This window comes from Methyloceanibacter superfactus, from assembly GCF_001723305.1.
Taxonomy (GTDB): domain Bacteria; phylum Pseudomonadota; class Alphaproteobacteria; order Rhizobiales; family Methyloligellaceae; genus Methyloceanibacter; species Methyloceanibacter superfactus.
On sequence record NZ_LPWF01000017.1, the window covers coordinates 1 to 24,913 of the forward strand.

Sequence of the window (24,913 nt, forward strand, 5' to 3'; positions counted from 1 at the left end):
TGCCCGTATGCGGCGCCGGATACGGCCCGGTCTCGGCGCCCACTTGCGGATCGTAGTCGGCACTCTGCGCAACCGCCGAACTCCCCGCGGCCCCAACCGCGAGAACGAGCGATACCCCCGCCATGAGAAAACGTGCCCGGCCCATACCCTGCAAAATCCGAACTGACATTTTTCGCCACCCAATTCTGTTGTTGTTTCTCTTCGCCCTGGCGGGGGTTCGCCCGCGACGGCGTTACGCTTCGGCGCCCGCTAAGACACATCCCCCGTTCATTGTCGTGATGAGCTTCTTGATTTCCGGCTGGCAGGAGCCGCAATTGGTCCCCGCCTTGAGATGCTGTCCGACCGCCTCGACCGACACGGCTGCGCCGCTCGCAATGAGCTCTTGGATCGTCGCGAGGCCGACGCCGAAGCAGGCGCAGATCACTGGACCCGTATCGGCCATGCCGTCCGGTGCGCGACCCGCCAGCAGCGCCTTCCGCGCGCCCTTGTCGAGCTTGGCCGCGCCGAGTTGCTGCTTGAGCCAGTCCAGCCCAGGCAGGGGGCGCGCGCCGTCCGCCAGGTAGAGGCAGGCGTGGAGCCGCTCGTCCCGCACGCAAGCCGCGCGATAAGTTTGCTGGGTCTCGTCATGCAGCTCGATGACGGCGCCGCCGGCGCCGAGCAGGCGATGCGCCAAAGCCTGCCATCCGTCCGCGGGCGCGTCCGTGGCGAAGCGCGTCAGCGTGCCGCCGTGAACGGATGCGCGCGCCCACCAGAAATCATCGGGAAGCGCGAGCGGCGCGCGAGACAAAATAAAACCATGAGCGGCGAGCCGCACCGGCGCGATAGCGACCGGCGTCGCTTCATGTCCGGCTGGCCGGAATGGGGGTCGCGCGCCGGATGGACGAGCGCCCCCAGCCGCGCATCGGACGCCGTCTCGCCGTTCCAATGGATTGGTGCGAAGACTTCGCCAGGTCGCTGTCCATCGCTGACCCGCACCCGTAAGACCGCGCTGCCATGAGCCGAGGTCAGCCGGGCTAGCCCGCCCTCGGTGAGGACCAGCCTGTCGGCATCGGCGGGACATAGCTCGACGAACGGCTCATCGATATGACCGCCGAGGCGCGGGGACTTCCCCGTGCGCGTCATGCTGTGCCAGTGATCGCGCACGCGCCCCGTATTGAGGAAATAAGGATAGGTCCCGGTGCAAAGCTCCGCGAGTTGCGGCGGATCGATGGGCACGAAGCGGGCGCGGCCGCCGGGCGTGTAGAACCGGCCATTGGCGAAGAGCCGCTTCTGCCCGGCGGTGTCATTGCCGGAGGCGGCCATTGAACCGGGGCAAGGGCGTTGTAGGCGTTTGGCGAGACCGTATCCAAGCCGCCGAGGTCGAAGTCGCGGCTACCGTCATTCTCGAAGCCCGAGAGCGCCGCGTGCTCGCGGAAGATCTCATACGGATAGCGGTAGCCGAAGGCTTTGCCGAAGCCGAGCCGCTTGGCCACCTCGCAGACGATCCACCAGTCGGGCTTGGCTTCCGCCGGCGGCACCAGGAAGGCGCGCTGCCGCGAGATACGCCGCTCGGAGTTGGTGACCGTGCCGTCCTTCTCGCCCCAAGCCGCGGCCGGCAAGAGCACATGAGGCTCCGAGGCGATCGTGTCGTTGGATGCCACCGCGTCGGACACCACAAAGAGGTCGAGCTTGCGTAGTGCCGCACGCATGGCATCGGCGCGCGGCAGGCTGACAGCCGGATTGGTTGCCATCACCACAGGGCCTTGATGCGGCCATCCTCGATCGCATCGAACAGATCCATGGCTTTCAGGCCCGGGGCGGTTGCCATGGCCGGGGCGTCCAGAAGCGCCGGACCTGTCCACGCTCTCGGGCTCGAAATCCATATGCGCGGCGAGCTGATTGGCGAGACCGCCCACTTCGCGCCCGCCCATGGCGTTCGGTTGACCCGTCAGCGAGAAGGGGCCCATGCCGGAGCGCCCGATGCGGCCCGTGGCGAGATGGCAGTTGATGATGGCGTTGACCTTGTCGGTACCCTGAACCGATTGGTTCACGCCTTGCGAATAGAGTGTGACCACTTTCTCCGTGACGCGGAACCAGTCGAAGAAAGTGATCACGTCCTTGACCGCGATCCCGCAGGTCGCGGCAACAGCCTCGGGATCGGGTGCGATATCTCGGGCACGGGCGAGCGCCGCGGCAAAGCCGCTGGTGCAGTCGCGAATGAAGTCGCGGTCGAGCCGCTCATGCGCGGCGAGATGTGTAAACAGACCGGAGAACAAGACGCCGTCGGTCCCTGGCGCGATCAGGAGCACAAGGTCGGCATCTTCCGCCGTGGCCGTGCGCCGCGGATCGATGACGACGATACGTGCGTTCCGCTCGCGCCGGTTCGTGACCATGCGCTGGTGGAGCACCGGATGACACCAAGCCGCGTTGGAGCCGGTGAGCACCAGAAGGTCGGCCTGATCGAGATCCTCGTAGCAGCCCGGCACCGTGTCGGCACCGAAGGCCCGCTTGTGCCCGGCAACGGAGGACGACATGCAAAGCCGCGAATTGGTGTCGATATTGCCAGAGCCGAGAAAGCCCTTCATCAGCTTGTTGGCGACGTAATAGTCCTCGGTGAGCAGTTGGCCGGAGACATAGAAGGCGATGGCATCGGGACCGTGGCGGTCGAGAACCTCGCGGAATCCGCGCGCTACCCGGTCGAGCGCGGCATCCCATGACGTCTGTTCAAGCAAGCCGGCCCCTGCGCGCATCATGGGATGAAGCAGCCGGCCGTCGAAGCCCAGTGTTTCACCCAGCGCCGAGCCCTTGGAGCAGAGTCGCCCGAAATTCGCCGGATGTTCGGGGTCGCCGGTGATATTCGTGCCGCCGTTGCCGTCCGGGCTCGACAGCACGCCGCAGCCGACCCCACAATAAGGACAGGTTGTTCGCACGGGGGGGACGGTCAGCGACAAATCCATGTGGCGGGCCCTAGTAGACATCGGTCTGGTAGCGGCCCGATGCACGCAGCGCCTTCACATAGGCCCGCGCGTCCTCCGGGGTCTTGTTGCCGCAGGTGCCGACAATGTCGGCCAATGCCGTGTCGACATCCTTGGCCATGCGCTGGGCATCGCCGCATACGTAGAAGTGCGCGCCGCGCTCGAGCCAAGCGAAGAGCTTCGCGCTCTCCTCGCGCATCTTGTCCTGCACGTAGACCTTCTTGTCGCCCTCGCGCGACCAGGCGAGCGATAGGCGCGACAGCGCACCGGTGCTTTGGAGGCCCTCCAACTCGTCGCGATAGAAGAAGTCGCAAGCGCTGCGCTGATGACCGAAGAACAGCCAGGCGCCACCGGTCGCCTGCGTCGCCAGCCGTTCTTGCAGAAAGGCGCGGAACGGCGCGATGCCGGTGCCCGGGCCGACCATGATGATCGGGGTGGCGCCGTCTTGCGGCAGGGCAAAGCCATGGGCCTTCTGCACATAGACTTTGAGCGGATCGCCGGGTGCGACGCGGTTGTCGAGATAGGTGGAGGCCAGCCCCTCGCGCAAGCGGCCATCGATCTGATAGCGCACCGCATCCACCGTCAGGCACACCCGGCCTGGGTCTGCCTTGGGCGACGACGAGATCGAGTAGAGGCGCGGCTGCAGCGGTTCTAACGCCTCGATGAAAGCTTCCGGATCGGGATGGATTCCGGGAAACTTCTCTAGCGCGGCAAGCACGTCGAGCGTGTCGGCATCGCCGTCCGGGTCTTCGCCCTTGGCAAGTGCCTGCGCCTTCTTCCGCCGCTCTCCGCCGGTAAGATAAGAGATGAGCTCGAATAGCTCGTCCGGCGCCGGCGCCAGCGCGGTATCCTCGATCAGCATCTCGCGCAGCGTCTTGTCCATGACCGGGAAATCAGCCGGCGCACCGATCGCCGCGATGATCGCGTCGGCGAGTGCCGGGTCATTCACCGCGAACACGCCAAGACTATCGCCAACCTCGTAGTCGAGTCGGCTCTCCGACAGGTCGATGACGATATGATTGGTGGTTTTCACCGAGGCCTCGCCGTTGAGCCGCGTCCGCGACACGAAGGTCGCAGTCACCGGACTCTCGCGGCAGTGGCCGGCGCGCAAGTCGTCGGACTTCGGTGGACGCGCCGCCTCTTTGGCCGCGTGCTCCTCCGGGTCGATCACGCCGCCGCCCATCTCTTCCACGAGGGTCTTCAGCATGCGCGCGGTGGCCTTGCCGCCCGGCACGCAGAGATTGAGGCGCGGCTCCGCCTGCTCGGCGATCGACGCGGAATACTCCTCGCAGGACGAGCCGCACTGGCCGCAATCCTGTTGCGCCATCGCCGCCATCATGCGCCGCTTCAGCGGGCGGCCTTCGGCAAGCTTCATGCGCTCGTCGAGCGACATGGCGGGGTCGTGCCACGGGGCCTCGTCATCGTCTGCGTCTTGGCCCGGGAGGGACACCGAACCGGCGGCAACCGGCGTCGCGCCGGCATCGAGCGACAGCAGCCCGGCGAAGAAGCCGTTGAGCCACGCGCGCTGCTCCTGGCTGAAGGGTGCCGACTCCGGGATCAGCGGCGTGGGAGGCGGGGGCGACTGCATGGTCATGCGGCCTGCTCCTCCAGGAGTTCGTTCAGAGCCTCGGTGTCGTGACGATTGGCGAAGGCCAAGAACGGCTCGGTCGGACTCGCACGGTGAGCCAAATAGACGCGCAACAGCTGCTCCACCTTCTGGGGGCAGTCCTCTTTCTTCACGTCGCGGGTGAGCTCGCGGCCGATCTTGGCGTTCGGGCCGGTACCGCCGCCGACCACGATGTGGAAACCTTCCACCGTGTCGCCGTCGTCATTGACCGGAACTTGCGCGGCGATGAGGCCGATGTCGCCGATGTAGTGCTGGGCGCAAGAATGGTGGCAGCCGGTGAGATGGATGTTGACCGGCTGGTCGAGTTCGAGCCGGCTCTCGACATGAGCAGCGATCGCCTCGGCCGTGCCCTTGGTATTGGCCGCGGCGAACTTGCAGCCCGTATTGCCGGTGCAGGCGACGAGACCGGCGCGGATCGCCGTGGCCTTGGCCGAAAGGCCCAGCGCCTCGATACGTGTTACCGCCTCGGACACGTCGGCGTCGGCGATGCCGGAGATCAGCAAATTCTGCCAAACGGTGAGGCGGATATCGCCATCGCCGAGCTCACGGGCAATTGCTGCGATGCCCCGCATCTGTTCCACCGTGAGCTTGCCCACGGGCAGTACGAGGCCGATCCAGTTGCGCCCCACTTGCTTTTGCGGATGCACGCCGAGATGGGCCATGCGGTCGGCTTCGGGGCGCGGCTTGACATGATCATGTTCGATCCGGGCGAGCTTGCCGCCGAGCTTGTCCTCGACCGCCGCCAGGAATTTGTCGAGGCCCCAATCGTCGAGCACATATTTGAGCCGCGCCTTGTTGCGGTTGGTGCGGTCGCCGCTATCGACGAACACGCGCACAATCGCGTCGGCGACACGTGTCGCCTCGTCTAGCGGCAGCACCACGCCCGTATCGCGGGCCAGATCCTGGTGACCGGTGATGCCGCCGAGCACCAAGCGGAAATAGATGCCGGCGGGGAGGACGGCGCCCTCCGTCACCTCGACCGCCTGGAAGCCGATATCGTTGGTCTCCTCCAGCACGGCCACCTTGCCGGCTCCGTCGAATGCCACGTTGAACTTGCGTGGCAGGCCGGTCAGCGATCGATCGTTCAGCACATGGAAGTGCCAGCCCCGCGCGTAGGGCCGCGTATCGAGCAACTCTTGGCGATCGATGCCGGCAGTCGGGGTTCCGGTGACGTTGCGGATATTGTCAGCGCCCGATCCGCGGGAGGTGAGGCCGAGGTCTTGAATTGCCTCGACCACGTTGACGGCGTTCTCGGCGCCGATCTCGCGGATCTGCAGATTGGCGCGGGTGGTGACGTGGGCGTAGCCGCCGCCGAAATCCTCCGCCACGCGCGCGACGCCCTCGAACTGCGCCGCGCTCAAGATCCCGTTGGGGATCCGCAAGCGGCACATATAGCTGTTCTGGTTCGGCGCCACGTAGAACAGCCCGTAATAGCGCCAGCGAAAATTGTCCGGGGGCTTCGGAAATTCGCCCTTCGCCGCCTGGTCCTTGATGCGTGCATAGGCGTCGAAAGGATGCTCCTCGCGCTTCCACTTCTCCGGGTCCGACAGCTTCTTGCCGGCGGCCTCGGTGGCCGCTTGCGCTTTCAAATGCGCCGCGTCCGGTCCCTTCGGTTCTGACGCACCACCACCACCGCCCTCACCAAGGGGCTTCAGGCCTTGCGCCGCGCGCCTCGCCTGTAGACCCGAGACTAAGCCTTCGAGGAAATTCTTCTGCTCGCCGGAAAATTCTTCGGCTTTCGTCTCGGTGATGCTCATGCCGCCTCCGCGTGTAGAACGGCGCCGGACTCATCCGGCACGTCACAAAAGGCCCGGCCGAAAACGAGGTCGTCGCGCATGACGCCGATGGGGGCGGCGGAGCGGATCAGATCGAGATACCAGAGCGCGTCCGCCGTATCGCCGAGCAGCACCGCGCCGGCGAGACGGCCCTGCTCGATCACGAGCTTGCGGTAGATGCCATGCTCCGGATCGCTGAGGACGATCGGCTCGGTGCCGGGCGCGCCGATGAAATCGCCCGCCGAGAACACGTTGACGCCGGACACCTTGAGATTGGTGGCGAGTAGCGAGCCACAATATTGGGCGGTCTCACCGGCCAGATGACGGGCCAACATCCGTGCCTGCTCATAAGCCGGCTCCACCAGCCCGTAGCAGGTTCCGCGATGCTCGGCGCACTCGCCAAGCGCATAGATGCCGGGCTCGCTGGTCTGCATGCGGTCATCAATGACAATGCCGCGCTTGACCTCGAGACCGGCCTGACGGGCGAGTTCGGCGCGCGGACGAATGCCGGCTGCCATGACAATGAGTTCGGCCGGGAGGAGACGGCCGTCGGCGAGGCGAAGGCTTTCGGTCTTGTCGCTTCCCTCGATCGCGGTGCTCTGCGCCTTGAGCAGCACCTCGATGCCGAGGGCTTCAAGTTCGGCCTTGAGCATCGCCGCGGCGGGTGCATCGAGCTGGCGTTCCATCAGCCGGTCCATGAGATGCACGACCGTGACGGTTGCGCCCGCCTTCTTCAGCCCATAGGCGGCCTCGAGGCCGAGCAGCCCGCCACCAATGACCACGACGCGCTTCCTCGCTCCCGCCCGCGCTATCATGGCCTCGACATCGTTCAGATCGCGAAAGGTCAGCACGCCGCAGATGTCTGCCCCGGGAAGCGGCAGGCGGATGGCCTCCGATCCGGTCGCCAGCACCAGCTTCGAGAAGCCAAGTCGCGTGCCGCCGTCGAGATGCACTTCATGCAAACGCGCGTCGATCTTGGTCGCGCGGCGCCCATAGACCAGCGTTACGCCATGGGCCTCCCACCAGCCGCGGGATTTGAGCTCGAGATCCTGCTCGACCACCTCGCCGGCGAGCAGAGACGACAGCAGCACCCGATTATAGGCGAGGGCCGGCTCCTCGCCGATCACCGCGATGGCGTAGCGGCCCGACGCACGGCTCGTCAGTTCCTCGACAAGACGCGCCGTCGCCATGCCGTTCCCGACGATGACGAGTTGCTCGCTCATGCGGCGGCCTCGAGCGACTTCTCACCCTCGGGCTTGCCGCTGTCCGCTTTGCTGATCGCGCCGTGCTCGAACTCGTCGAGAAAGCCCAGGATCGCCTCGCGATACTCGTAATAGCGCGGATGTGCGAGCAGCGCCTGACGCGTGCGCGGCCGTGGAATGTCGATCTCCACGATCCGGCCGACCCGCGCATTCGGGCCGTTGGTCATCATCACCACCCGGTCGGCGAGCAGAATCGCCTCGTCCACGTCGTGGGTCACGCAGACCGCCGTGACCTCCGTACGGGTCCACACCTCCATGAGCACTTCCTGCAGGGCCCAGCGGGTCAGGCTGTCCAGCATGCCGAACGGCTCGTCGAGCAGCAGCAGCTTTGGCGACAGAGCGAAGGCGCGCGCCAGACCGACGCGCTGCTTCATGCCGTTGGATAGCTCGGCCGCGTATTTCGTCATGGCGCCGCCGAGCCCGACCCGGTTCAGGTAGTAGCTCACCACGTCCTGACGCTCGGCACGCGAAGCGTCCGGGTAGACGCGGTCGACGCCGAGCGCCACGTTCTGTTCCGCCGTGAGCCAGGGCACCAGTGACGGCGCCTGGAATACCACGGCGCGGTCGGGCCCCGCCTCGTGAACTTGGCGGTTGTCGAGAATGACGGCGCCCAGGCTGACGTTTTGTAGTCCGGCGGCCATGGACAGCACCGTCGACTTGCCGCAACCCGAATGGCCGATCAGCGAGACGAACTCACCCTTCTTCATCTTCAGATCAAAACCGTCGACCACGGTGAGCGGACCGGTCGGCGTTGGATAGGTCTTGGAGATCTGGCTGAAATCGAGATAGCGATCCGCGCGCCGCGCCTCCGTCGCCGCCTTGACGTATGCCGCGGGCAGCGCATCGTTCGAAACATTGTCCTTGGCGAAGAACGGCACGACATTAGGCAGCGCCACGCCCCCCTCGCCCGCGTCCTTGCGCATCTCGCCGGCGTCCATCAGGTATTTGGTGATGTCGCCGCGGAGCCGATGGTAGGTCTCGTCGTGGTTGAGGGCCACGCGGTTGCGCGGCTGCGGCAGGTCTACCTGGTAGATGGGCCCCAGAGACCCGTCGGGATTGAGCGGCACGATACGGTCGGCGAGGAAAATCGCCTCGTCCACGTCGTTGGTGATCAGCACCATGGTGGCGTTCGTCTCGGCGCGAATCTCGGCGAACTCGTCCTGCAGCTTCGCACGGGTCAGCGCATCGAGCGCCGACAGCGGCTCATCGAGCAACAACACCTCGGGCTGCATGGCGAGCGCCCGGGCGACGGAGACGCGCTGGCGCATGCCGCCGGAAAGCTCGGCCGGCCGGCGCTCGCGCGCATGGCCGAGACCGACCATGGTCAGATATTTCTCGGTCAGCTGCTTCCGCTCGGCGCGCGGGGCCTTGGCGTGCACGGCGTTGACCGCGAGCGCGATATTCTCCTCCACCGTGAGCCACGGCATCAGCGCGTAGCTCTGAAACACCACGCCGCGCTCCGGCCCCGGGCCGGTGACCGTCTCGCCCTTGAATAACACATCGCCCTTGTCCGGCATCTTGAGCCCGGCCAGCAGCGAGATCAGAGTGGTCTTTCCGGTGCCCGAGAAGCCGAGCACGGCGAGAAGCTCTCCGTCCTCGACGCTGAGGTCGATGGATTTGAGAACTTCGGTACGCGCCTGCGCCGGGCCGAAGCCCGCGCACACACCTTTGAGTTCGAGGATCGACATCTGCGCCTCCCTAGCGGCTGGGGCTGTGGGTGACGGCGGTCTCGAGCGCCACCATGAGGCGGTCAAGCAGGAAGCCGATGATGCCGATGGTCAGAACGGCGACCATGATGCGCGCCAGAGAGTTGGACGATCCGTTTTGGAACTCGTCCCACACGAATTTCCCGAGGCCCGGATTCTGCGCCAGCATCTCGGCGGCGATCAGCACCATCCAGCCAACGCCGAGCGACAGGCGAAGGCCGGTGAAGATGTAAGGCAGCGCCGACGGCAGCACGACCTTGAACACTTTGGTGGTCCAGGACAGCTTCAGCACGCGGCCGACATTGACGAGGTCGCGGTCGATCGACGCCACGCCGATGGCGGTGTTGATGAGCGTCGGCCACAGCGAGCACAGCGTGACGGTGACGGCGGAGGTCACGAAGCTCTTGGGGAAGCCGGCCTGCTCCTCGATATAGACGGCCGACACCACCATGGTGACGATGGGCAGCCACGCGAGCGGCGACACCGGCTTGAAGATTTGAATGATCGGATTGAGGGCGGCATTGAACGTTGGCGACAAGCCGCACAAAACGCCGAGCGGAATGGCGATGATGCTCGCCAGCAGGAAGCCGGTGAACACGGTCAGCAGCGACGTGAAGATCTGATCGATGAAGGTCGCGCGGCCGATATAGCTGCGCCACTTCACATTCGCCTCGGGGTCCTTTTCGAGGGCGGCGGCGTTGCGCTTCTCCTGGCGCACGTAATAGGCGGCCTCCTTCTCGCGCACCATGAGATGGTCCTGCCATAGCACGCCCGCCTGCTCGGCGACGGCGACGGGGCCGGGGATGGCGCCGAGCGAGGTGACGACGCGCGGCGCCAGCACCGCCCACAGCACGAGGAAGCAGCCGATGGCGATAAGCGGGATCAGCAGGCTGTGCCAGATCGCCTTCAACTGAAGTTGCGGCCGGTCGCCGACGGAAAGGCGCCCGAGCGGCACGATCCAGCCGAGGCCGAGCGGCTTCAGCGTGCGGTCGAGGCGCTCGAAGGTGGGCGCCAGCCGCTCTTTCAGCGGTGGCGGAGACGGAGCGGCGGCCTGATCCATGATGGTCATGTTGTTCGTTGTCCCTTTGCCTGGAGCGGCTGAGCTGGACGGCGGCGCTAGCCGCCGACCACCTGATTGCCGGCGACCGTTTGCTTGTCCTTGAGCCCGATGGGGAATTTCGACAGATATTCGTTCGGCTTCGTGCCGTCGTATTCGACGCCGTCGATGAACTCGGCGGTCGGCGCCTTGAAGCCGTCGGTGCCGAACGGGAAGTCTTCCTTCTTAGCGTATCCGTCGGCAATCAGCGCTTCGGCCGCCTGCATGTAGATGTCGGGCCGGTAAACCTTCTTGGCCGTCTCTACGTACCAGTCGTCGGATTTGGCCTCGCCGATCTGACCCCAGCGTCGCATCTGCGTGAGGTACCAGATGGCGTCGGAGTAATAGGGGTAGGTGGCGAAGTGCTTGAAGAAGACGTTGAACTCCGGCGCCGGGCGCTTGTCGCCCTTCTCGAACTCGAACGAGCCGGTCATCGAATTGGCGATCACCTCCTCGTCGGCGCCCACATATGCCGACTGCGACAGGATCTTCACCGCCTCGTCGCGGTTCGCCGGATCGTCAAGCCATTGGCCGGCGCGGATTAGCGCCTTGACCACGGCGAGATGGGTATTGGGGTTCTCCTTCGCCCATTTGTCCGTGACCCCGAACACCTTCTCCGGGTTGAATTTCCAGATGCCATGGTCGGTGACGACGGGAACGCCGATGCCCTTGAACACGGCGGCCTGGTTCCACGGCTCGCCGACGCAATAGCCGAGGATGGTGCCGGCCTCGAGGGTCGATGGCATCTGCGGCGGCGGCGTCACCGAGAGCAGCACATCGGCCTGGATTTGACCGGCGGTGTTGTCGGGTGAGTAGTAGCCGGGGCGCAGGCCGCCCGCGGCGAGCCAGTAGCGCAGCTCGTAATTGTGGGTCGAGACGGGAAACACCATGCCCATGTTGAACGGCTTGCCGTCCGCCCGGTAGCGCTCGACCACGGGCTTAAGGCTGCCGCCGAGATCGGATGCTTGAACTTGCCGTCGGCGTCCTTCTCGATATGCGGCTTCATCTCGTCGAAGACGCATTCGACACGGTGATGGCGTTGCCGTTGAGATCCATGGAGAAGGCGGTGATGACATCCGCCTTGGTGCCATAGCCGATGGTGGCGCCGAGCGGCTGGCCCGCCAGCATGTGCGCGCCGTCGAGCTCGCCGGTGATCACGCGGTCGAGCAGCACCTTCCAATTGGCCTGGGCTTCGAGCTCGACCTGGAGCCCTTCATCCTCGAAGAAGAATTTCTCCTTGGCGATGGCGAGCGGCGCCATGTCCGTGAGCTTGATGAAACCGAATTTGAGCTGATCTTTTTCCAGCTCGCCGCTCATGGCCGGGGCCGCTTGCCACCTACCAGCGTGACGACGCTCACCACAAGCGCGAGCGCCTTCGCCCCGTCGCCCAATCTCTTCGTCCACCTCAACATCCCCGATCTCCCTTTGGCGCCGTTCGGCGCGCAAAACAAAAAAAACGCCGCATCGAGAGACCGACCGCGCAAAAGCGATCAGTCTTCGAGGCAGCGTTGCCTTGGCGGCCCGCCATTGGACCGCATCAAATTGTCGGAAGAGTCATTCTTCCGTTCGGGGCTAGAGACTCAAGATGCGTGCCAATCTGGGCCTGCGAAAAAATACCAGTGTCTTCAGTGAGATAATTGAAATGATCCGGAGGCGGATGAGTTGCGTGCCGCTCATTCGTTGAGCACTTGCACAATGGGCCTGCCGGATTCGCAAGCAAAAGCCGGTCGCGGCGAGATCAGAGATTATGCTCGGCGAAGGCTTCGAGATCGGTTCCGGCGGCGCGGATCGGCAGCGCTTTCAGATGGCCGATCGCGGCTTGCGGATCGAAGGTTTCGCCTCCGAAGAACGCGCTTCCTGGCGCGATCCCCTCGCTCTTGTAGTCTTCATCGGGCGGCGCAAGGCTCAAGGGCGCCACCGCCGCGCGGTAGATCTTCGGCCGGTAAACACGCTCCGCCAGCTTCAGAATGTCGAAGGGCTCGCGCACCTGGCCCCAGCGGATCATCTGGGAGATGAGCCACACCGCGTGCGACCGCCAAGGGAAGTTTGCGTCATGCCGGTGGAACACGACCGCGTCGGGATCGACGATGTCCGGCTCCCCACCGCCGCGCTGCAACTGCCCCGTAAGCGGCTTGAGCAGGCTCTCTTCCGTCACGCCGACATGGTGAGGCTGCGCCAGGATCGCCGCTGCCTCGTACCGGTTTTCCGGCTCGTCGAGCCATTGGCAAGCCTGCGTGAGCGCCCGGATGATGTCGTGCAACAGCTCCGGCTTTTCCGCCGCCCACGCCTCGCGCACGCCCAGCACCTTTTCCGGACTGAATGGCCACAGCTCGCTCTTGGTGGCGACGATCACGCCATGACCTTGCTCGACCGCGACGCTGTTCCAGGGCTGACCCACGCAAAACCCGTCGACCCGCCCCGCTTTCAAGGACTCCGCCAGCAGGGGTGGCGGCACGACGATGAGATTGACGTCGTTGTCCGGATCGACGCCGGCCGAAGCGAGCCAGAATCGCAGGTCGTAGTTATGGCAGGAGAAGGGATAGACCATGCCGAGCGTCAGCGGCTCGCGGCCGGCCTTGGCTCTGCGGCGCACCACCTCTGCAAGCGCGCTCGCCGCGGCCATGCCGCCGGCGCGGACCGCGTCTGCATCGGCGTCGCGCATCTCCTGGTGGAGCCCCATCGACACGGTGATGGCGTTGCCATTGAGGCTGAGCGACATCGGCGCGATAACCGGCTCGGTGGCGCGGCCAAGCCCGAGCATTGCCGCGATCGGCATCGGCGCCAGCATATGGGCGCAATCGAAGACCCCGATATCGAGCTTGTCCCGGATATTGGCCCAGGAGACCTCGCGGTGGAGATCGAACGAGAACCCGAAGCGTGTGTCGAAGCCGCGCTCGCGCGCGATGACCAGCGGCGCGCAATCGAGCAGCGGGATGAAGCCCGCCCGCACAACGCGTTCGCTCCGTCTCATTGGTTTCGGTCCATGCATGATGCTCTTCTTTAGTCCTTCAACAGCTCGAACGTGCTGATCAAGCCTTCGGCGACGTCGACCAAACGCTTGCCTTGGCTCATGGCGGTCTTGCGCAGGAGCCCATAGGCCTCGTCCTCGCTCATGCCGCGACTCTTCATCAGGATGCCCTTGGCCTTCTCGACCACTTTGCGCTCTTTCAGCGCGCTCTTGGTCTCCTCGAGCTCGGTGCGCAAGCGGTCGAAGGCCCGGAAGCGCGACACGGTCATCTCGAGAATGGGTTTGACGCGTTCCTTCTTCAGCCCGTCGACGATATAGGCACTGACGCCGGCATCGATGGCCGCCTCGATGGTGGCCTTGTCGCTCTGTTCCACGAACATGGCGATTGGCCGGCGCACCGCGCGGGACACCTGGAACATCTGCTCCAGCACGTCGCGGCTCGGATTCTCGAGGTCGATTAGGATGACGTCCGGGTCGAGCGCATAGATCCGCTCCACGAGCGCGCTCGCGGTATCGAGCGTCGTCACGTCGAAAAAGCCTGCCTCTTTCAGCCCGGCTTCGAGGATGGCAAGCCGGATCGGAGTCTCGTCGATGACGAGGATCTTGAGGTCGCTGTCAGGGATATTGGGGTTGGATTTGGGCAACTGGACCGGAAGCCGTTATTTGTGCAGCGCACAATAGTACGCTGGTCGACGCCACTTGCAAGGCCCGCTTGCAAGACCCGCCTGAGCTCACAAGCAGACATCCGGCATTCTTAGGGGCGCAACTCAGCCCGACTGTAGAGCATCGATCACACCCCTCTTCGGCTGCATTGCCGATTGCTTCCATCACTTAAGGGCACGACCGAAGCCGGTCAGACAGCTAGGCCGCTTCACCATAGGGCAAGCAACTTGACGCGCGACAACGTTCGGCGCGGCGCCGCAAGCCAATATTGGGCTCGCTCGTAGGAATCTGCTTGCGGGTTTGCAGACTTGGTGGCGCCTGGGCAACGCATGGCCACGACCGGCACTCTACTCACCGTCACACGGATCGCGGTCGTTCGCCCGTCGCTCAGCGATTGGAAGAAATCATGAGCCATTTCCTCGACCGTCTGACCTTTTTCAATCGCGCGGTCGACGACTTCGCGGATGGCTATGGCGTTGTCACACGCGAAGACCGCCGGTGGGAGGATGGCTATCGGAAGCGATGGCAGCACGACAAGATCGTCCGCTCCACCCATGGCGCCAATTGCACCGGCTCTTGCTCATGGAAGATCTACGTCAAGGGCGGCATCGTCACCTGGGAGACGCAGCAGACCGACTATCCGCGCACGCGCCCCGAGTTGCCCAACCACGAGCCGCGCGGCTGCTCCCGTGGGGCGAGCTATTCCTGGTATCTGTACTCCGGCAACCGGGTGAAATACCCGCTGGTGCGCTCGCGCCTGCTCAAGCTGTGGCGCGAGGCGCGCGCCGCCCATACGCCTGTTGCCGCATGGGCCTCGATCGTCGAGGACCCCACCAAGCGTGATGCCTACACCAAGAAGCGTGGCCTCGGCGGCTTCGTCCGCGCGACCTGGGACGAGGTCAACGAGATCATCGCTTCGGCCAATGCTTACACGGTGAAAGCCCATGGGCCGGATCGCGTGTTCGGCTTCTCGCCGATCCCGGCGATGTCGATGGTGAGCTACGCCGCGGGCTCGCGCTACCTGTCGCTGCTCGGCGGCGTTTGCATGTCGTTCTACGACTGGTATTGCGACCTGCCGCCCGCCTCGCCGCAGACCTGGGGCGAGCAGACCGACGTGCCCGAAAGCGCCGACTGGTACAATTCGGGCTTTCTCATTCTGTGGGGATCGAACGTTCCCCAGACGCGCACCCCCGACGCGCATTTCTACACCGAGGCGCGCTATCGCGGGGCCAAGAGCGTCGTGGTGACGCCCGATTATTCGGAAGCGGCGAAGTTCGCCGACCTTTGGGTGCACCCGAAGCAAGGCACCGATGCGGCGCTCGCCATGGCACTCGGCCATGTGATCGCCCGCGAGTACCATGTCGACCGCCAAGTTCCCTATTTTGTCGACTACGCCCGCAAATATACCGACATGCCGATGCTGGTTCGCCTCGTCGAGAACGAGGACGGCAAGCTCATCCCAGAGCGCTTCGTGCGCGCGAGCGATTTGGACGGCGCCTTGGGCGAGACGGCGAACCCGGAATGGAAGACGCTCGCCTATGACGAAGTCTCGGGCGAGGTCGTGGCGCCGAACGGCGCCGTCGGGTTCCGCTGGAGCGATACCGGCAAGTGGAACCTCGAGGAGAAGGACGGCAAGGGCCGGGAGACGAGGCTACAGCTTTCGCTCGCCGGCATTCGCGACGAGCTCGCCGATGTCGCCTTCCCCTATTTCGGCAATCGTGAGCACGATCATTTCGCCGGGACCGATCATCCGGGCGTCTTGATGCGCCGGGTGCCCGCCAAGCGGCTGCAACTGAAGGACGGCGAGGCGCTAGTGGCCAGCGTCTTCGATCTGTTCATGGCGAATTACGGCGTCGATCAGGGCTTGGGGGGCGAGCATCTCGCTAAGTCCTATGACGACGTGGAGCCCTACACGCCGGCCTGGGCGGAGATGATCACCGGCGTGCCGCGCGGGCAGATCGTAGCTATTGCCCGGGAGTTCGCCACCAACGCCGAAAAAACCAATGGGCGCTCCATGGTCATTCTCGGTGCCGGCGTGAACCACTGGTACCACATGGACATGACCTATCGCGGCATCATCAACATGCTGGTGATGTGCGGCTGCGTTGGACAGTCGGGCGGGGGTTGGTCCCATTATGTGGGGCAGGAGAAGCTGCGGCCGCAGACCGGCTGGCTCCCCCTCGCCTTCGGACTGGATTGGGGGCGGCCGCCGCGCCAGATGAATTCGACCTCGGCGTTCTACGCCCATACCGATCAGTGGCGCTACGAGACGCTCGACGTGTCGGAGATCCTATCGCCGACGGCGCCGGCCGGACCGTGGGACGGCGCATTGATCGACTATAATGTGCGCGCCGAGCGCATGGGCTGGCTCCCGTCCGCGCCACAGCTCGAGGAAAATCCGCTCACGATCGCGGCCAAGGCGGAGGCCGCCGGCCAGGAGCCGAAGGACTACGTCGCCGCGGCACTCAAGTCCGGCGACCTGAAGCTCTCCTGTGAGGACCCCGACAAGCCGGCCAACTGGCCACGCAATTTGTTCGTGTGGCGCTCCAATCTTCTGGGCGCCTCGGGCAAGGGGCACGAATATTTTCTGAAGCACCTGCTCGGCACGTCGAACGGCGTGATGGGCAAGGATCTGGGCACGACCGGAGCGCAGAAGCCGCAAGAGGTCGCGTGGCATGATGAGGCACCGGAAGGAAAGCTAGACCTGCTCGTCACCATCGACTTCCGCATGTCGACCACCTGCATGTATTCCGACATCGTGCTGCCGACGGCGACCTGGTACGAGAAGAACGACCTCAACACCTCCGACATGCATCCCTTCATTCATCCGCTGACGTCGGCAGTCGATCCGGTTTGGGGGGCGCGCAACGACTGGGAGATCTATAAGGCATCGCCAAAGCTTTCTCCGAGGTGGCGCCCGAAGTGCTCGGCGTCGAGAAGGACGTGGTGCTCACACCGATCCTGCACGACACGCCCGGCGAGATCGCGCAAGCGCTCGACGTGAAGGATTGGAAGCGGGGAGAGATCGATCCGATCCCGGGCAAGACCATGCCGCAGGTCACGGTGGTCGAGCGCGACTACCCCAATCTCTACAAGCGCTTCACCGCGCTTGGGCCGCTGATGGCCAAGCTCGGCAACGGCGGCAAGGGCATCAATTGGAAGACGGAGGACGAGGTCGAGTTCCTCAAGCGCCTCAACGGCGAGGTCGAGGAAGAGGGTGCGACTAAGGGCCTGGCGCGCATCGACAGCGATATCGACGCCGCCGAGGTGATCCTCACGCTTGCGCCGGAGACCAACGGCGAGGTGGCGGTCAAGGCGTGGACCGCGCTGTCGAAGACCACTGGCCGCGGGCTCGCCCATCTCGCCCTCCACAAGGAGGATGAGAAGATCCGCTTTCGTGACGTGGTCGCCCAGCCGCGCAAGATCATCTCGTCGCCAATCTGGTCCGGCTTGGAGTCGGAGAAGGTCTGTTACAACGCCGGCTATACCAATGTGCACGAGCTGATCCCGTGGCGGACGCTCACCGGCCGGCAGCAGCTTTATCAAGACCATTTATGGATGCGCGCTTTCGGCGAAGGCCTGTGCGTGTATCGCCCGCCGATCGATACCAAGTCCGTGAAGCCTGTCATCGACCGTAAGCCGAACGGCAATGCGGCGATCGTGCTCAACTTCATCACGCCCCACCAGAAATGGGGCATCCACTCCACCTATACCGACAACCTTCTGATGCTGACCCTGTCGCGCGGCGGCCCGATTGTCTGGATGAGCGAAGTCGACGCCGAAAAGGCCGGCATCGTCGACAATGACTGGATCGAGGCCTTCAACACGAATGGCGCGCTGGTGGCCCGCGCCGTCGTCTCCCAGCGCGTCAAGGAAGGCATGTGCATGATGTATCACGCGCAGGAGAAGATCGTGAACGTGCCCGGCTCGGAGCAGACGGGCCAGCGCGGCGGCATCCATAACTCGGTGACGCGAACAGTGCTGAAGCCGACGCACATGATCGGCGGTTACGCCCAGCAGTCCTATGGCTTCAACTATTACGGCACTGTCGGCTCCAACCGCGACGAGTTTGTCGTCGTGCGCAAGATGGCGGAGGTCGACTGGCTCGAAAAGCCGGCCGCGGACGCGCTCCCGGATACATCCCGACTGGAGGCCGCAGAATGAAAGTCCGCGCGCAAATCGCGATGGTGCTGAACCTCGACAAGTGCATCGGCTGTCATACCTGTTCGGTCACCTGCAAGAATGTTTGGACCAGCCGTGAAGGCATGGAATATGCGTGGTTCAACAACGTCGAGACCAAGCCCGGTATCGGTTATCCCAAGGAATGGGAGAATCAGGAGCGCTGGAACGGCGGCTGGCGCCGCAAGCGGAACGGTAAGATCGAGCCCCGGATCGGCGCCAAATGGCGTGTGCTCGCCAACATCTTCGCCAATCCCGACCTGCCCGAGATCGACGACTATTACGAGCCCTTCACCTTCGACTACCAGCATCTGCAGAAGGCGCCGGAGCTCCAGGCGATGCCGGTCGCGCGGCCGCGCTCGCTCGTCAGCGGCGAGCGGATGGAGAAGATCGAATGGGGTCCGAACTGGGAAGAGATCCTCGGCGGTGAGTTCGCCAAGCGTTCGGCCGACGTCAATTTCGACGGCGTGCAGAAGGAAATCTACGGCCAGTTCGAGAATACCTTCATGATGTATCTGCCGCGGCTGTGCGAGCACTGTCTCAACCCGGCTTGCGTCGCCGCGTGCCCGTCCGGTGCCATCTACAAGCGAGAGGAGGACGGCATCGTCCTCATCGATCAGGACAAATGCCGCGGCTGGCGCATGTGCGTGTCGGGCTGCCCTTACAAGAAGATCTATTACAACTGGTCGAGCGGGAAATCGGAGAAGTGCATCTTCTGCTTCCCGCGGATCGAGGCCGGTCAACCGACCGTCTGTTCGGAGACCTGCGTCGGCCGCATCCGCTATCTCGGCGTGGTGCTGTATGACGCCGACCGCATCGAGGAGGCCGCAAGCGTGGCCGATGAGCAGGACCTGTACGAGGCCCAGCTCTCGATCTTTCTCGATCCCAACGATCCGGCGGTCCTCGATCAGGCTCGCGCCGACGGTGTCCCGGAGAACTGGCTCGAAGCCGCCATCCGCTCGCCGGTGTGGAAGATGGCGATGGACTGGAAGGTCGCCTTCCCGCTTCACCCCGAGTATCGCACCCTGCCGATGGTCTGGTACGTGCCGCCGCTGTCGCCGATCAACGCGGCGGCGGAGTCCGGCAAGATCGGCTTCGACGGCGAGACGCCGGACGTCCGCAGTCTGCGTATCCCGCTCCAATATCTCGCCAATCTCCTCACCGCCGGCGAGGAGGAACCGGTCGCGCTCGGGCTGGAGCGCATGCTGGCCATGCGCGCCTATATGCGGGCCAAGACCGTGGACGGCGTGATCGACGAAAGCATCGCGCACCGCGTCGGCCTGGACGGCCAAATGATCGAGGACATGTACCAGATCATGGCCATCGCCAATTATGAAGACCGCTTCGTCATTCCGACGGCTCACCGCGAGCTCGACGAGGACGCCTTCGACCTTCGCGGCTCCTGCGGCTTTTCGTTCGGCAACGGCTGCTCGGGCGGAACGACAGAGCCAAATCTGTTCGGCTCGCCCAAGAAGCACGTCAAGACGCCGATGGAGGTCCGCTGATGAGCAAGATCTTCAAGGCCTTCTCGGCGTTGCTCAGCTATCCGGACGAAACGTTGCAAAAGGCCGCGCCGGAGTTGCGGGCCGCCATCGGCGAGGCGGAGCTTCTGCCGGCGGAGAATGTCCGGATGCTTGAGGCTTTGATCGAGGAGATTGCGACGGGCGATCTCTTTGCGATGCAAGAGCGCTATATCGAACTGTTCGACCGAACACGCTCGCTGTCGCTGCATCTCTTCGAACATGTTTATGGCGAGAGCCGCGATCGCGGTCAGGCCATGATCGATCTGAAAAGCCTGTACGAGCGGAATGGGCTCTATCTCAGCAGCAGCGAGCTCCCCGACTTCCTGCCGGCCTTTCTCGAATTTCTCTCCATCCGTCCCCTGGATGAGGCGCGCGAGCAGCTAAGCCAGCCGTCGCATATCCTGACGGCGCTGGCCGAGCGGCTGCACAAGCGACACTCGCCTTACGCGGCCGTGTTCGAGGGGCTTACGGCGCTTGCCGCGGCCGCGCCGGACCCGGAGGCCGAGCTTGTACCGGAAGACCATGACGCCGACCCGAACGATTTCGCGGCGCTCGACGCGCAATGGGAAGAAGAAGCGGTGACGTTCGGACCGGGCGCGGCGCCGACCTGCAAGGACCGGATCGTGTCCCAAATTCGCGCCGGGCGCGGCCCGTGGCGGACGCATCCAAGGGAGTGGCGCCATGAGCGAGACCGTCAATCAACTTCTGTTCGGCTGGTACCCCTATCTTTGCATCGCGGTCTTCCTCGGCGGCAGCCTGTTGCGCTTCGACCGCGAGCAATACACGTGGCGGTCTGGCTCCAGTCAGCTCTTGCGGCGCAAGCAACTCACTTGGGGCTCCAATCTGTTTCACGTCGGCATTCTGATCATCTTCTTCGGCCATTTCGTCGGCCTGCTGACACCGATCGCCGTGTTCGATTTTCTCGGCATCGGTCATGGCGTCAAGCAGATGATGGCGATCGTGATTGGTGGCATTGCCGGGATTGCCTGCCTCATCGGGATTACGCTTTTGGTGCATCGGCGCCTCTTCGATGCACGCATCCGCAATACCTCCTCGTTCGGCGATATCGCCATTCTGCTCCTGCTCTACGTGCAGCTGCTACTCGGTCTGGCCACCATTCCGATCTCGCTCGAGCATTTGGATGGCGGCGAGATGCTCAAATTCATGACCTGGGCGCAAGGCATCGTCACGTTGCAGCCGGGGGTCGCGTCGCTGATCGCCGACGTCAATCCCATCTTCAAGTTGCACCTGTTTCTCGGCATGACGATCTTCCTCGTGTTTCCCTTCACGCGGCTTGTGCATGTGTGGAGCGCGCCGATTTGGTATCTCGGCCGTCGCGGTTATCAGGTGGTGCGCACGCGCCAGCAGGGAGGAGCGCCCGCCGGGCGAGGTGCGCCGCTTCCGCCGCGCCGTCCCATGCCGGCGGAGTAGTCATCGTGGCATGTGCGTCCCATACGGTCCAATCACTCCCCGAGCCTGAAGCGGTCAGCGTGAACGGCGTGACGATTCCGCGCGATGAAATTGCGCGCGAGGTGCAGCATCACAAGGCATCAAGGCCCTTCGAGGCTTGGCAGTCGGCCGCCCGCGCTCTTGTCATTCGAGAACTGCTTTTGCAGCGGGCACGGAGCCTTGGGATCGCATCGGCTCCGCGCGAGAATGACGGTGGCCGGCGCGAAACCGAGGAGGAGGCGCTTATGCGGGCGCTCATCGAGAAAGAGGTGGCCACGCCGGATCCGGATGAAGCCGCCTGCCGGCGCTATTTCGAGCAGAACCGGCGCCGCTTCCGTTCGCAGCCAATCTACGCGGCATCCCATATACTTTTTGCCGCCCTCCGCGATCAGACGGACAGCTTCGCGCGGGCGCAAAGCCTGGCAAACTCGGTGCTTGCGGAGCTAAAGCGGCATCCGGAGCGGTTCGGCGAACTCGCGCGCGCTCATTCGGCGTGTCCGTCGGCGGCGCAGAGCGGGTCTCTCGGTCAAATCACTTGCGGGCAGACCACGATCGAATTCGAGCGGGCGCTTGAGCGGCTTGTGCCTGGCGCGATGACGGACGCCCTGGTGGAGACACGCTACGGCCTTCACATCATCCGCCTGGATGGCAAGATCGATGGGGAAGCGTTGCCGTTCGAACTCGTTGCCGAGCGGATTGCCGCCTATCTCCGCGAGAGTGTCATGCACCGGGCAACGGCGCAGTATATCGCGCGGCTGGCCTCGGCTGCTGAGATTGCCGGGATCGAAATCGCCGGCGCCGAAGCACATCGGGTAAGCTGACGGTCAATCATGCTGCTCGGCGATCTTCTCTCTCGATTCGACGACGAATCCGTTGCCGCGAGCACACTCTTGCGGCTCGGGGACGGCGATCTGCTTGCGGCGGTCCATGCCGGCGCCGAAGCGGACGGGCTGACGCCGGGGCTGTTTATCGCGCGCGCGGTACAGCGCTATGCTCATGAGGCATCCGATGAAGAGTGGACTGCGCTGATTGGCGAGTTGGGGCGCGCCGAAGACCCTGGCCTAGCCTGCCTCAAACGCGCCCTGATCTATACGATCAACGGCCTCCGCTGAAAGTGCCAAACCTTCCTTGGCGGAACGTCGTTTGACCTCATGAGGCGCCAGTCGCTACCCTAGGGGGCCCGCTATCCAAATTCCCGAAAAGGCCCTCGGCAACATGGCAAATCTGGACCGCAACCTTATCCGGGAGCTGCCGGTATTTGGCGCCATGAGTGAGGAGGAACTCGACGATGTCATCACCCATGCCAGGGCGCAGCGGATCCCAAAAGGGTCGGCCGTGTTCCAGCAAGGGGAGAAGGCCTCGGCTTTTTTCGTCCTGCTGCATGGGCGGCTCAAAGTCGTGAAGACGACGCCCCACGGGGAGCAGATGATCATCCGCTTTGTCCACCCCGGGGACATTTACGGGATCGCCACGGCGCTTCGCCGCGAGGACTATCCGGCGACGGCGATTGCCGTGGTCGATAGTGTCACGCTGGTCTGGCCAGCTGAGATTTGGGACGACTTCATGGCTTCGCACCCCGCCTTCGCGGTAAACGTCATGCGGATGATGGGCGATCGCCTGCAAGAGGCTCATGCCAGGATCAAGGAGTTGTCGACTGAAGAAGTCGAACACCGGTTGGCGCACACGGTCCTTCGTCTCATCACGCAATCGGGAAAGCAGACGGACGAGGGTGTGCTGGTCGATTTCCCGATTACCCAGCAGGAGCTCGCCGAGGCATCGGGAACGACGCTCCATTCGGTGAGCCGAACCTTGAGTGTGTGGGAAAGCGCCGGCCTTGTTACCCTCGGGCGACGTAAGATCGTCGTTTGTGACGTCCAAGGCCTGTCCCAGGTTGCCGAGCGCCGCCGCAATCCGAAGGACTAGCGCGCAGGATAGGTCGCCCTGATACGAGCTTGCTCTGCATCAACATCGAACCAGCACTGCGTCCGCTAAAACCTAGCCATCAAGACAGATCTCTTGGCGAAGGAGGTCAAGGCAATGCAGCGCAGCCTTGAAGCGGAGGCGAGCGGCCGACGGAGACGCGCGGCTGCGAGCACGTTCGCTCCGCTTTTCAGCTATGGCTTTCGACCGTTCTTTCTCGGCGCTGGCGTTTGGTCGATCATCGCCATGGTCCTCTGGATCGGGTCGCTCTCCGGACTGTGGCGTCTGGCCGAAGGGTATGGCGCGACCGCATGGCACGCCCACGAGATGCTTTTCGGATACAGCGTGGCTGTTGTGGCCGGGTTTCTCCTAACGGCGGTGCCCAATTGGACGGGCCGTCTTCCAGTCGCGGGTTGGCGCCTCCTGAGCCTTTTTCTCCTCTGGTGTGCGGGGCGTGTCGCCTTCCTTCTTACCGGGTGGACCGGGCCTCTCCCGGCGGTGGTGCTCGACAGCGCCTTTCTTCCCTGCCTCTTACTTCTGGTGGCGCGCGAAGTCGTGGTCGGCCGCAATTGGCGAAACCTGAGGCCGCTTGTCCTTGTCGCACTCCTGGCCGCCGCCGATATCGGCTTCCACATGGAGGTGTTGCGCGATGGAACTGCGAGCGCGGCAAGCCGTCTCGGGGTGGCGGCGCTGGTCGGGCTCATCATGCTGATCGGGGGACGCATCGTCCCAAGCTTCACCCATACCTGGCTGCTGAGGAGAGGATCGGCGCATCTGCCTGTTTCGTTCAACCGCTTCGATGTGGTGACGCTGCTCGGCTCCGGCGCGGCGCTTCTACTGTGGCTTGTCAGGCCGGATGCCCCAGCCACCGGCATCGTGTTTCTGCTTGCCGCCGTCCTTCAATCCGTGCGCCTGTGGCGATGGGCGGGCCTTCACGCGTGGCGAGAGCCCCTCGTCCTCATTCTGCATCTCGGCTACGCCTTTGTTCCGCTCGGCTTCCTGCTCGGAGGCCTGGTCATCTTGGAGCCGCGAATTCTTGCCGGCACGGCGGCCATGCATGCCTGGACCGTCGGCGCCATCGGCATCATGACGCTCGCCGTGATGACGCGGGCGACGCGGGGACATACCGGCCACGAGCTCAGGGCTTCACCGCTTACGATTGTCATATACGCCGCGATCATCGCCGCCGCCGTACTGCGCATCGCTGCCGGCTCCTTCCCGCAAGCCTATGGCGGCCTGCTGGAGCTGGCCGGAGGTGCCTGGATCGCCGCCTTTGGGCTCTTCTTGCTCGAATATGCGCCGATGCTGCTTCGGGCCCGCATAGCGCAGAACTGATATAGGCCGGATTTCAGGCGTCAGGCCGTCAACTTGTTTTGGCGCAAAGACATCTTCATGCCGCCGGCCTAGGAAGGATCATGCTCGACGGCGGTGCTCGCACAGGGAGGTGAGTGATGCCCAATTCGAGGTTGCTATGGCCGACCCGCGAGGAATTGCGTCAGCGTTATGAGCTGATGGATCGCATGATGGAGACCCGCGGCGTGGACGTTCTCGCGGCTCTTCGCGTGGATGGCGGGCTCGCCTTCATCGAGGCTCGGGCCAAATGCCGCTACTGTCAGCATGAAGGGGTATGCCGGCACTGGCTGGCAAGCGAAGGACAGCGGGGACCCGCCGATTTCTGTCCCAACGCGGCATTCTTCAAATCGCTCATCGAGAGCTGAAGTCGAGGGGCCGGGTCGGCGACGTCCCCTCCGTACCCAGAGCGGCCCCCCGATGCTTCCTGTCAAATGCCAT

At 64.2% G+C, this 24,913-nt stretch carries 17 protein-coding genes and 3 pseudogenes; 9 read left to right on the plus strand and 11 right to left on the minus strand.

Features of this window, described 5'->3' with window-relative positions:
* Window positions 1-232: 232 nt before the first annotated feature.
* The 11 genes and pseudogenes from AUC69_RS18360 to AUC69_RS05945 all read right to left on the minus strand — a co-directional run bounded on the left by AUC69_RS18360 (window position 233) and on the right by AUC69_RS05945 (window position 14,032).
* Window positions 233-673 (minus strand): (2Fe-2S)-binding protein, encoded by a 441-nt coding sequence (locus tag AUC69_RS18360; protein WP_244500116.1) that lies wholly within the window; start codon window positions 671-673, stop codon window positions 233-235.
* Between the two features lie 41 nt (window positions 674-714).
* Window positions 715-1,122, minus strand: coding sequence for a molybdopterin dinucleotide binding domain-containing protein (locus tag AUC69_RS18365; RefSeq protein ID WP_244500117.1), 408 nt, complete (start codon window positions 1,120-1,122; stop codon window positions 715-717).
* Window positions 1,119-2,870, minus strand: a complete 1,752-nt coding sequence (locus AUC69_RS18370; RefSeq protein WP_244500118.1) for a molybdopterin-dependent oxidoreductase — start codon at window positions 2,868-2,870, stop codon at window positions 1,119-1,121. The genes AUC69_RS18365 and AUC69_RS18370 overlap by 4 nt, the downstream gene beginning before the upstream one ends.
* A gap of 76 nt (window positions 2,871-2,946) precedes the next feature.
* Window positions 2,947-4,548, minus strand: a complete 1,602-nt coding sequence (locus tag AUC69_RS05910) for a sulfite reductase subunit alpha (protein WP_069441342.1) — start codon at window positions 4,546-4,548, stop codon at window positions 2,947-2,949.
* Window positions 4,545-6,338, minus strand: a complete 1,794-nt coding sequence (locus AUC69_RS05915; RefSeq protein ID WP_069441343.1) for a NirA family protein — start codon at window positions 6,336-6,338, stop codon at window positions 4,545-4,547. Before AUC69_RS05915 ends, AUC69_RS05910 begins: the two co-directional genes overlap by 4 nt.
* A complete protein-coding gene (locus AUC69_RS05920) occupies window positions 6,335-7,579 on the minus strand; it encodes an NAD(P)/FAD-dependent oxidoreductase (RefSeq protein WP_069441344.1) in 1,245 nt (414 codons plus the stop codon). The genes AUC69_RS05915 and AUC69_RS05920 overlap by 4 nt, the downstream gene beginning before the upstream one ends.
* Window positions 7,576-9,306 carry an ABC transporter ATP-binding protein gene (locus AUC69_RS05925; RefSeq protein ID WP_069441345.1) on the minus strand — a complete coding sequence of 577 codons (1,731 nt, stop codon included), beginning with the start codon at window positions 9,304-9,306 and terminating at the stop codon, window positions 7,576-7,578. Before AUC69_RS05925 ends, AUC69_RS05920 begins: the two co-directional genes overlap by 4 nt.
* A 10-nt stretch (window positions 9,307-9,316) precedes the next feature.
* Window positions 9,317-10,393 carry an ABC transporter permease gene (locus AUC69_RS05930; RefSeq protein WP_083239148.1) on the minus strand — a complete coding sequence of 359 codons (1,077 nt, stop codon included), beginning with the start codon at window positions 10,391-10,393 and terminating at the stop codon, window positions 9,317-9,319.
* Between the two features lie 47 nt (window positions 10,394-10,440).
* Window positions 10,441-11,728 (minus strand): annotated as a pseudogene (locus tag AUC69_RS05935) (CmpA/NrtA family ABC transporter substrate-binding protein); the annotation flags it as partial.
* A gap of 430 nt (window positions 11,729-12,158) precedes the next feature.
* Window positions 12,159-13,391, minus strand: a complete 1,233-nt coding sequence (locus tag AUC69_RS05940; RefSeq protein WP_069441346.1) for a CmpA/NrtA family ABC transporter substrate-binding protein — start codon at window positions 13,389-13,391, stop codon at window positions 12,159-12,161.
* A 29-nt stretch (window positions 13,392-13,420) separates the two neighbouring features.
* Complete coding sequence (locus AUC69_RS05945) at window positions 13,421-14,032, minus strand: ANTAR domain-containing response regulator (protein ID WP_244500119.1); 612 nt, start codon at window positions 14,030-14,032, stop codon at window positions 13,421-13,423.
* A gap of 425 nt (window positions 14,033-14,457) precedes the next feature.
* Here AUC69_RS05945 and AUC69_RS05950 point away from each other — a divergent pair.
* From AUC69_RS05950 to AUC69_RS05990, 9 genes and pseudogenes are all read left to right on the plus strand, one after another.
* Window positions 14,458-18,215, plus strand: a pseudogene (locus AUC69_RS05950) (nitrate reductase subunit alpha).
* Complete coding sequence (gene narH, locus AUC69_RS05955) at window positions 18,212-19,735, plus strand: nitrate reductase subunit beta (protein ID WP_069441347.1); 1,524 nt, start codon at window positions 18,212-18,214, stop codon at window positions 19,733-19,735. Before AUC69_RS05950 ends, narH begins: the two are co-directional and overlap by 4 nt.
* Window positions 19,735-20,202: pseudogene (narJ, locus tag AUC69_RS16130) on the plus strand (nitrate reductase molybdenum cofactor assembly chaperone); the annotation flags it as partial. The gene narH and the pseudogene narJ, both read left to right, overlap by 1 nt.
* A gap of 232 nt (window positions 20,203-20,434) precedes the next feature.
* On the plus strand, window positions 20,435-21,184 hold the full coding sequence (narI, locus tag AUC69_RS05965) for a respiratory nitrate reductase subunit gamma (RefSeq protein WP_069441349.1): 750 nt from the start codon (window positions 20,435-20,437) through the stop codon (window positions 21,182-21,184).
* Window positions 21,185-21,243: 59 nt separating this feature from the next.
* Entirely contained in the window at window positions 21,244-22,023 is a 780-nt protein-coding gene (locus tag AUC69_RS05970; protein WP_244500120.1) for a peptidylprolyl isomerase, read from the plus strand.
* A gap of 9 nt (window positions 22,024-22,032) precedes the next feature.
* On the plus strand, window positions 22,033-22,314 hold the full coding sequence (locus tag AUC69_RS05975) for a hypothetical protein (RefSeq protein WP_069441350.1): 282 nt from the start codon (window positions 22,033-22,035) through the stop codon (window positions 22,312-22,314).
* A gap of 103 nt (window positions 22,315-22,417) precedes the next feature.
* Window positions 22,418-23,125, plus strand: coding sequence for a Crp/Fnr family transcriptional regulator (locus AUC69_RS05980; RefSeq protein WP_069441351.1), 708 nt, complete (start codon window positions 22,418-22,420; stop codon window positions 23,123-23,125).
* Window positions 23,126-23,239: 114 nt separating this feature from the next.
* Window positions 23,240-24,457, plus strand: coding sequence for an NnrS family protein (locus tag AUC69_RS05985; RefSeq protein WP_069441356.1), 1,218 nt, complete (start codon window positions 23,240-23,242; stop codon window positions 24,455-24,457).
* A 116-nt stretch (window positions 24,458-24,573) separates the two neighbouring features.
* Complete coding sequence (locus tag AUC69_RS05990; RefSeq protein WP_069441352.1) at window positions 24,574-24,840, plus strand: DUF6455 family protein; 267 nt, start codon at window positions 24,574-24,576, stop codon at window positions 24,838-24,840.
* The last annotated feature ends 73 nt before the right edge of the window (window positions 24,841-24,913 follow it).

Excerpts from the sequence above, each read along its gene's own strand:
- narI (WP_069441349.1), top strand. The coding sequence starts at position 20,435 with ATGAGCGAGACCGTCAATCAACTTCTGTTCGGCTGGTACCCCTATCTT.
- AUC69_RS05940 (WP_069441346.1), bottom strand. The coding sequence starts at position 13,391 with ATGAGACGGAGCGAACGCGTTGTGCGGGCGGGCTTCATCCCGCTGCTC.
- AUC69_RS05930 (WP_083239148.1), bottom strand. The coding sequence starts at position 10,393 with ATGACCATCATGGATCAGGCCGCCGCTCCGTCTCCGCCACCGCTGAAA.
- AUC69_RS05975 (WP_069441350.1), top strand. The coding sequence starts at position 22,033 with ATGCTGCTCGGCGATCTTCTCTCTCGATTCGACGACGAATCCGTTGCC.
- AUC69_RS05910 (WP_069441342.1), bottom strand. The coding sequence starts at position 4,548 with ATGACCATGCAGTCGCCCCCGCCTCCCACGCCGCTGATCCCGGAGTCG.
- AUC69_RS05915 (WP_069441343.1), bottom strand. The coding sequence starts at position 6,338 with ATGAGCATCACCGAGACGAAAGCCGAAGAATTTTCCGGCGAGCAGAAG.
- AUC69_RS05920 (WP_069441344.1), bottom strand. The coding sequence starts at position 7,579 with ATGAGCGAGCAACTCGTCATCGTCGGGAACGGCATGGCGACGGCGCGT.
- AUC69_RS18365 (WP_244500117.1), bottom strand. The coding sequence starts at position 1,122 with ATGACGCGCACGGGGAAGTCCCCGCGCCTCGGCGGTCATATCGATGAG.
- AUC69_RS05925 (WP_069441345.1), bottom strand. The coding sequence starts at position 9,306 with ATGTCGATCCTCGAACTCAAAGGTGTGTGCGCGGGCTTCGGCCCGGCG.
- AUC69_RS05980 (WP_069441351.1), top strand. The coding sequence starts at position 22,418 with ATGGCAAATCTGGACCGCAACCTTATCCGGGAGCTGCCGGTATTTGGC.
- AUC69_RS05990 (WP_069441352.1), top strand. The coding sequence starts at position 24,574 with ATGCCCAATTCGAGGTTGCTATGGCCGACCCGCGAGGAATTGCGTCAG.
- AUC69_RS05985 (WP_069441356.1), top strand. The coding sequence starts at position 23,240 with ATGCAGCGCAGCCTTGAAGCGGAGGCGAGCGGCCGACGGAGACGCGCG.
- narH (WP_069441347.1), top strand. The coding sequence starts at position 18,212 with ATGAAAGTCCGCGCGCAAATCGCGATGGTGCTGAACCTCGACAAGTGC.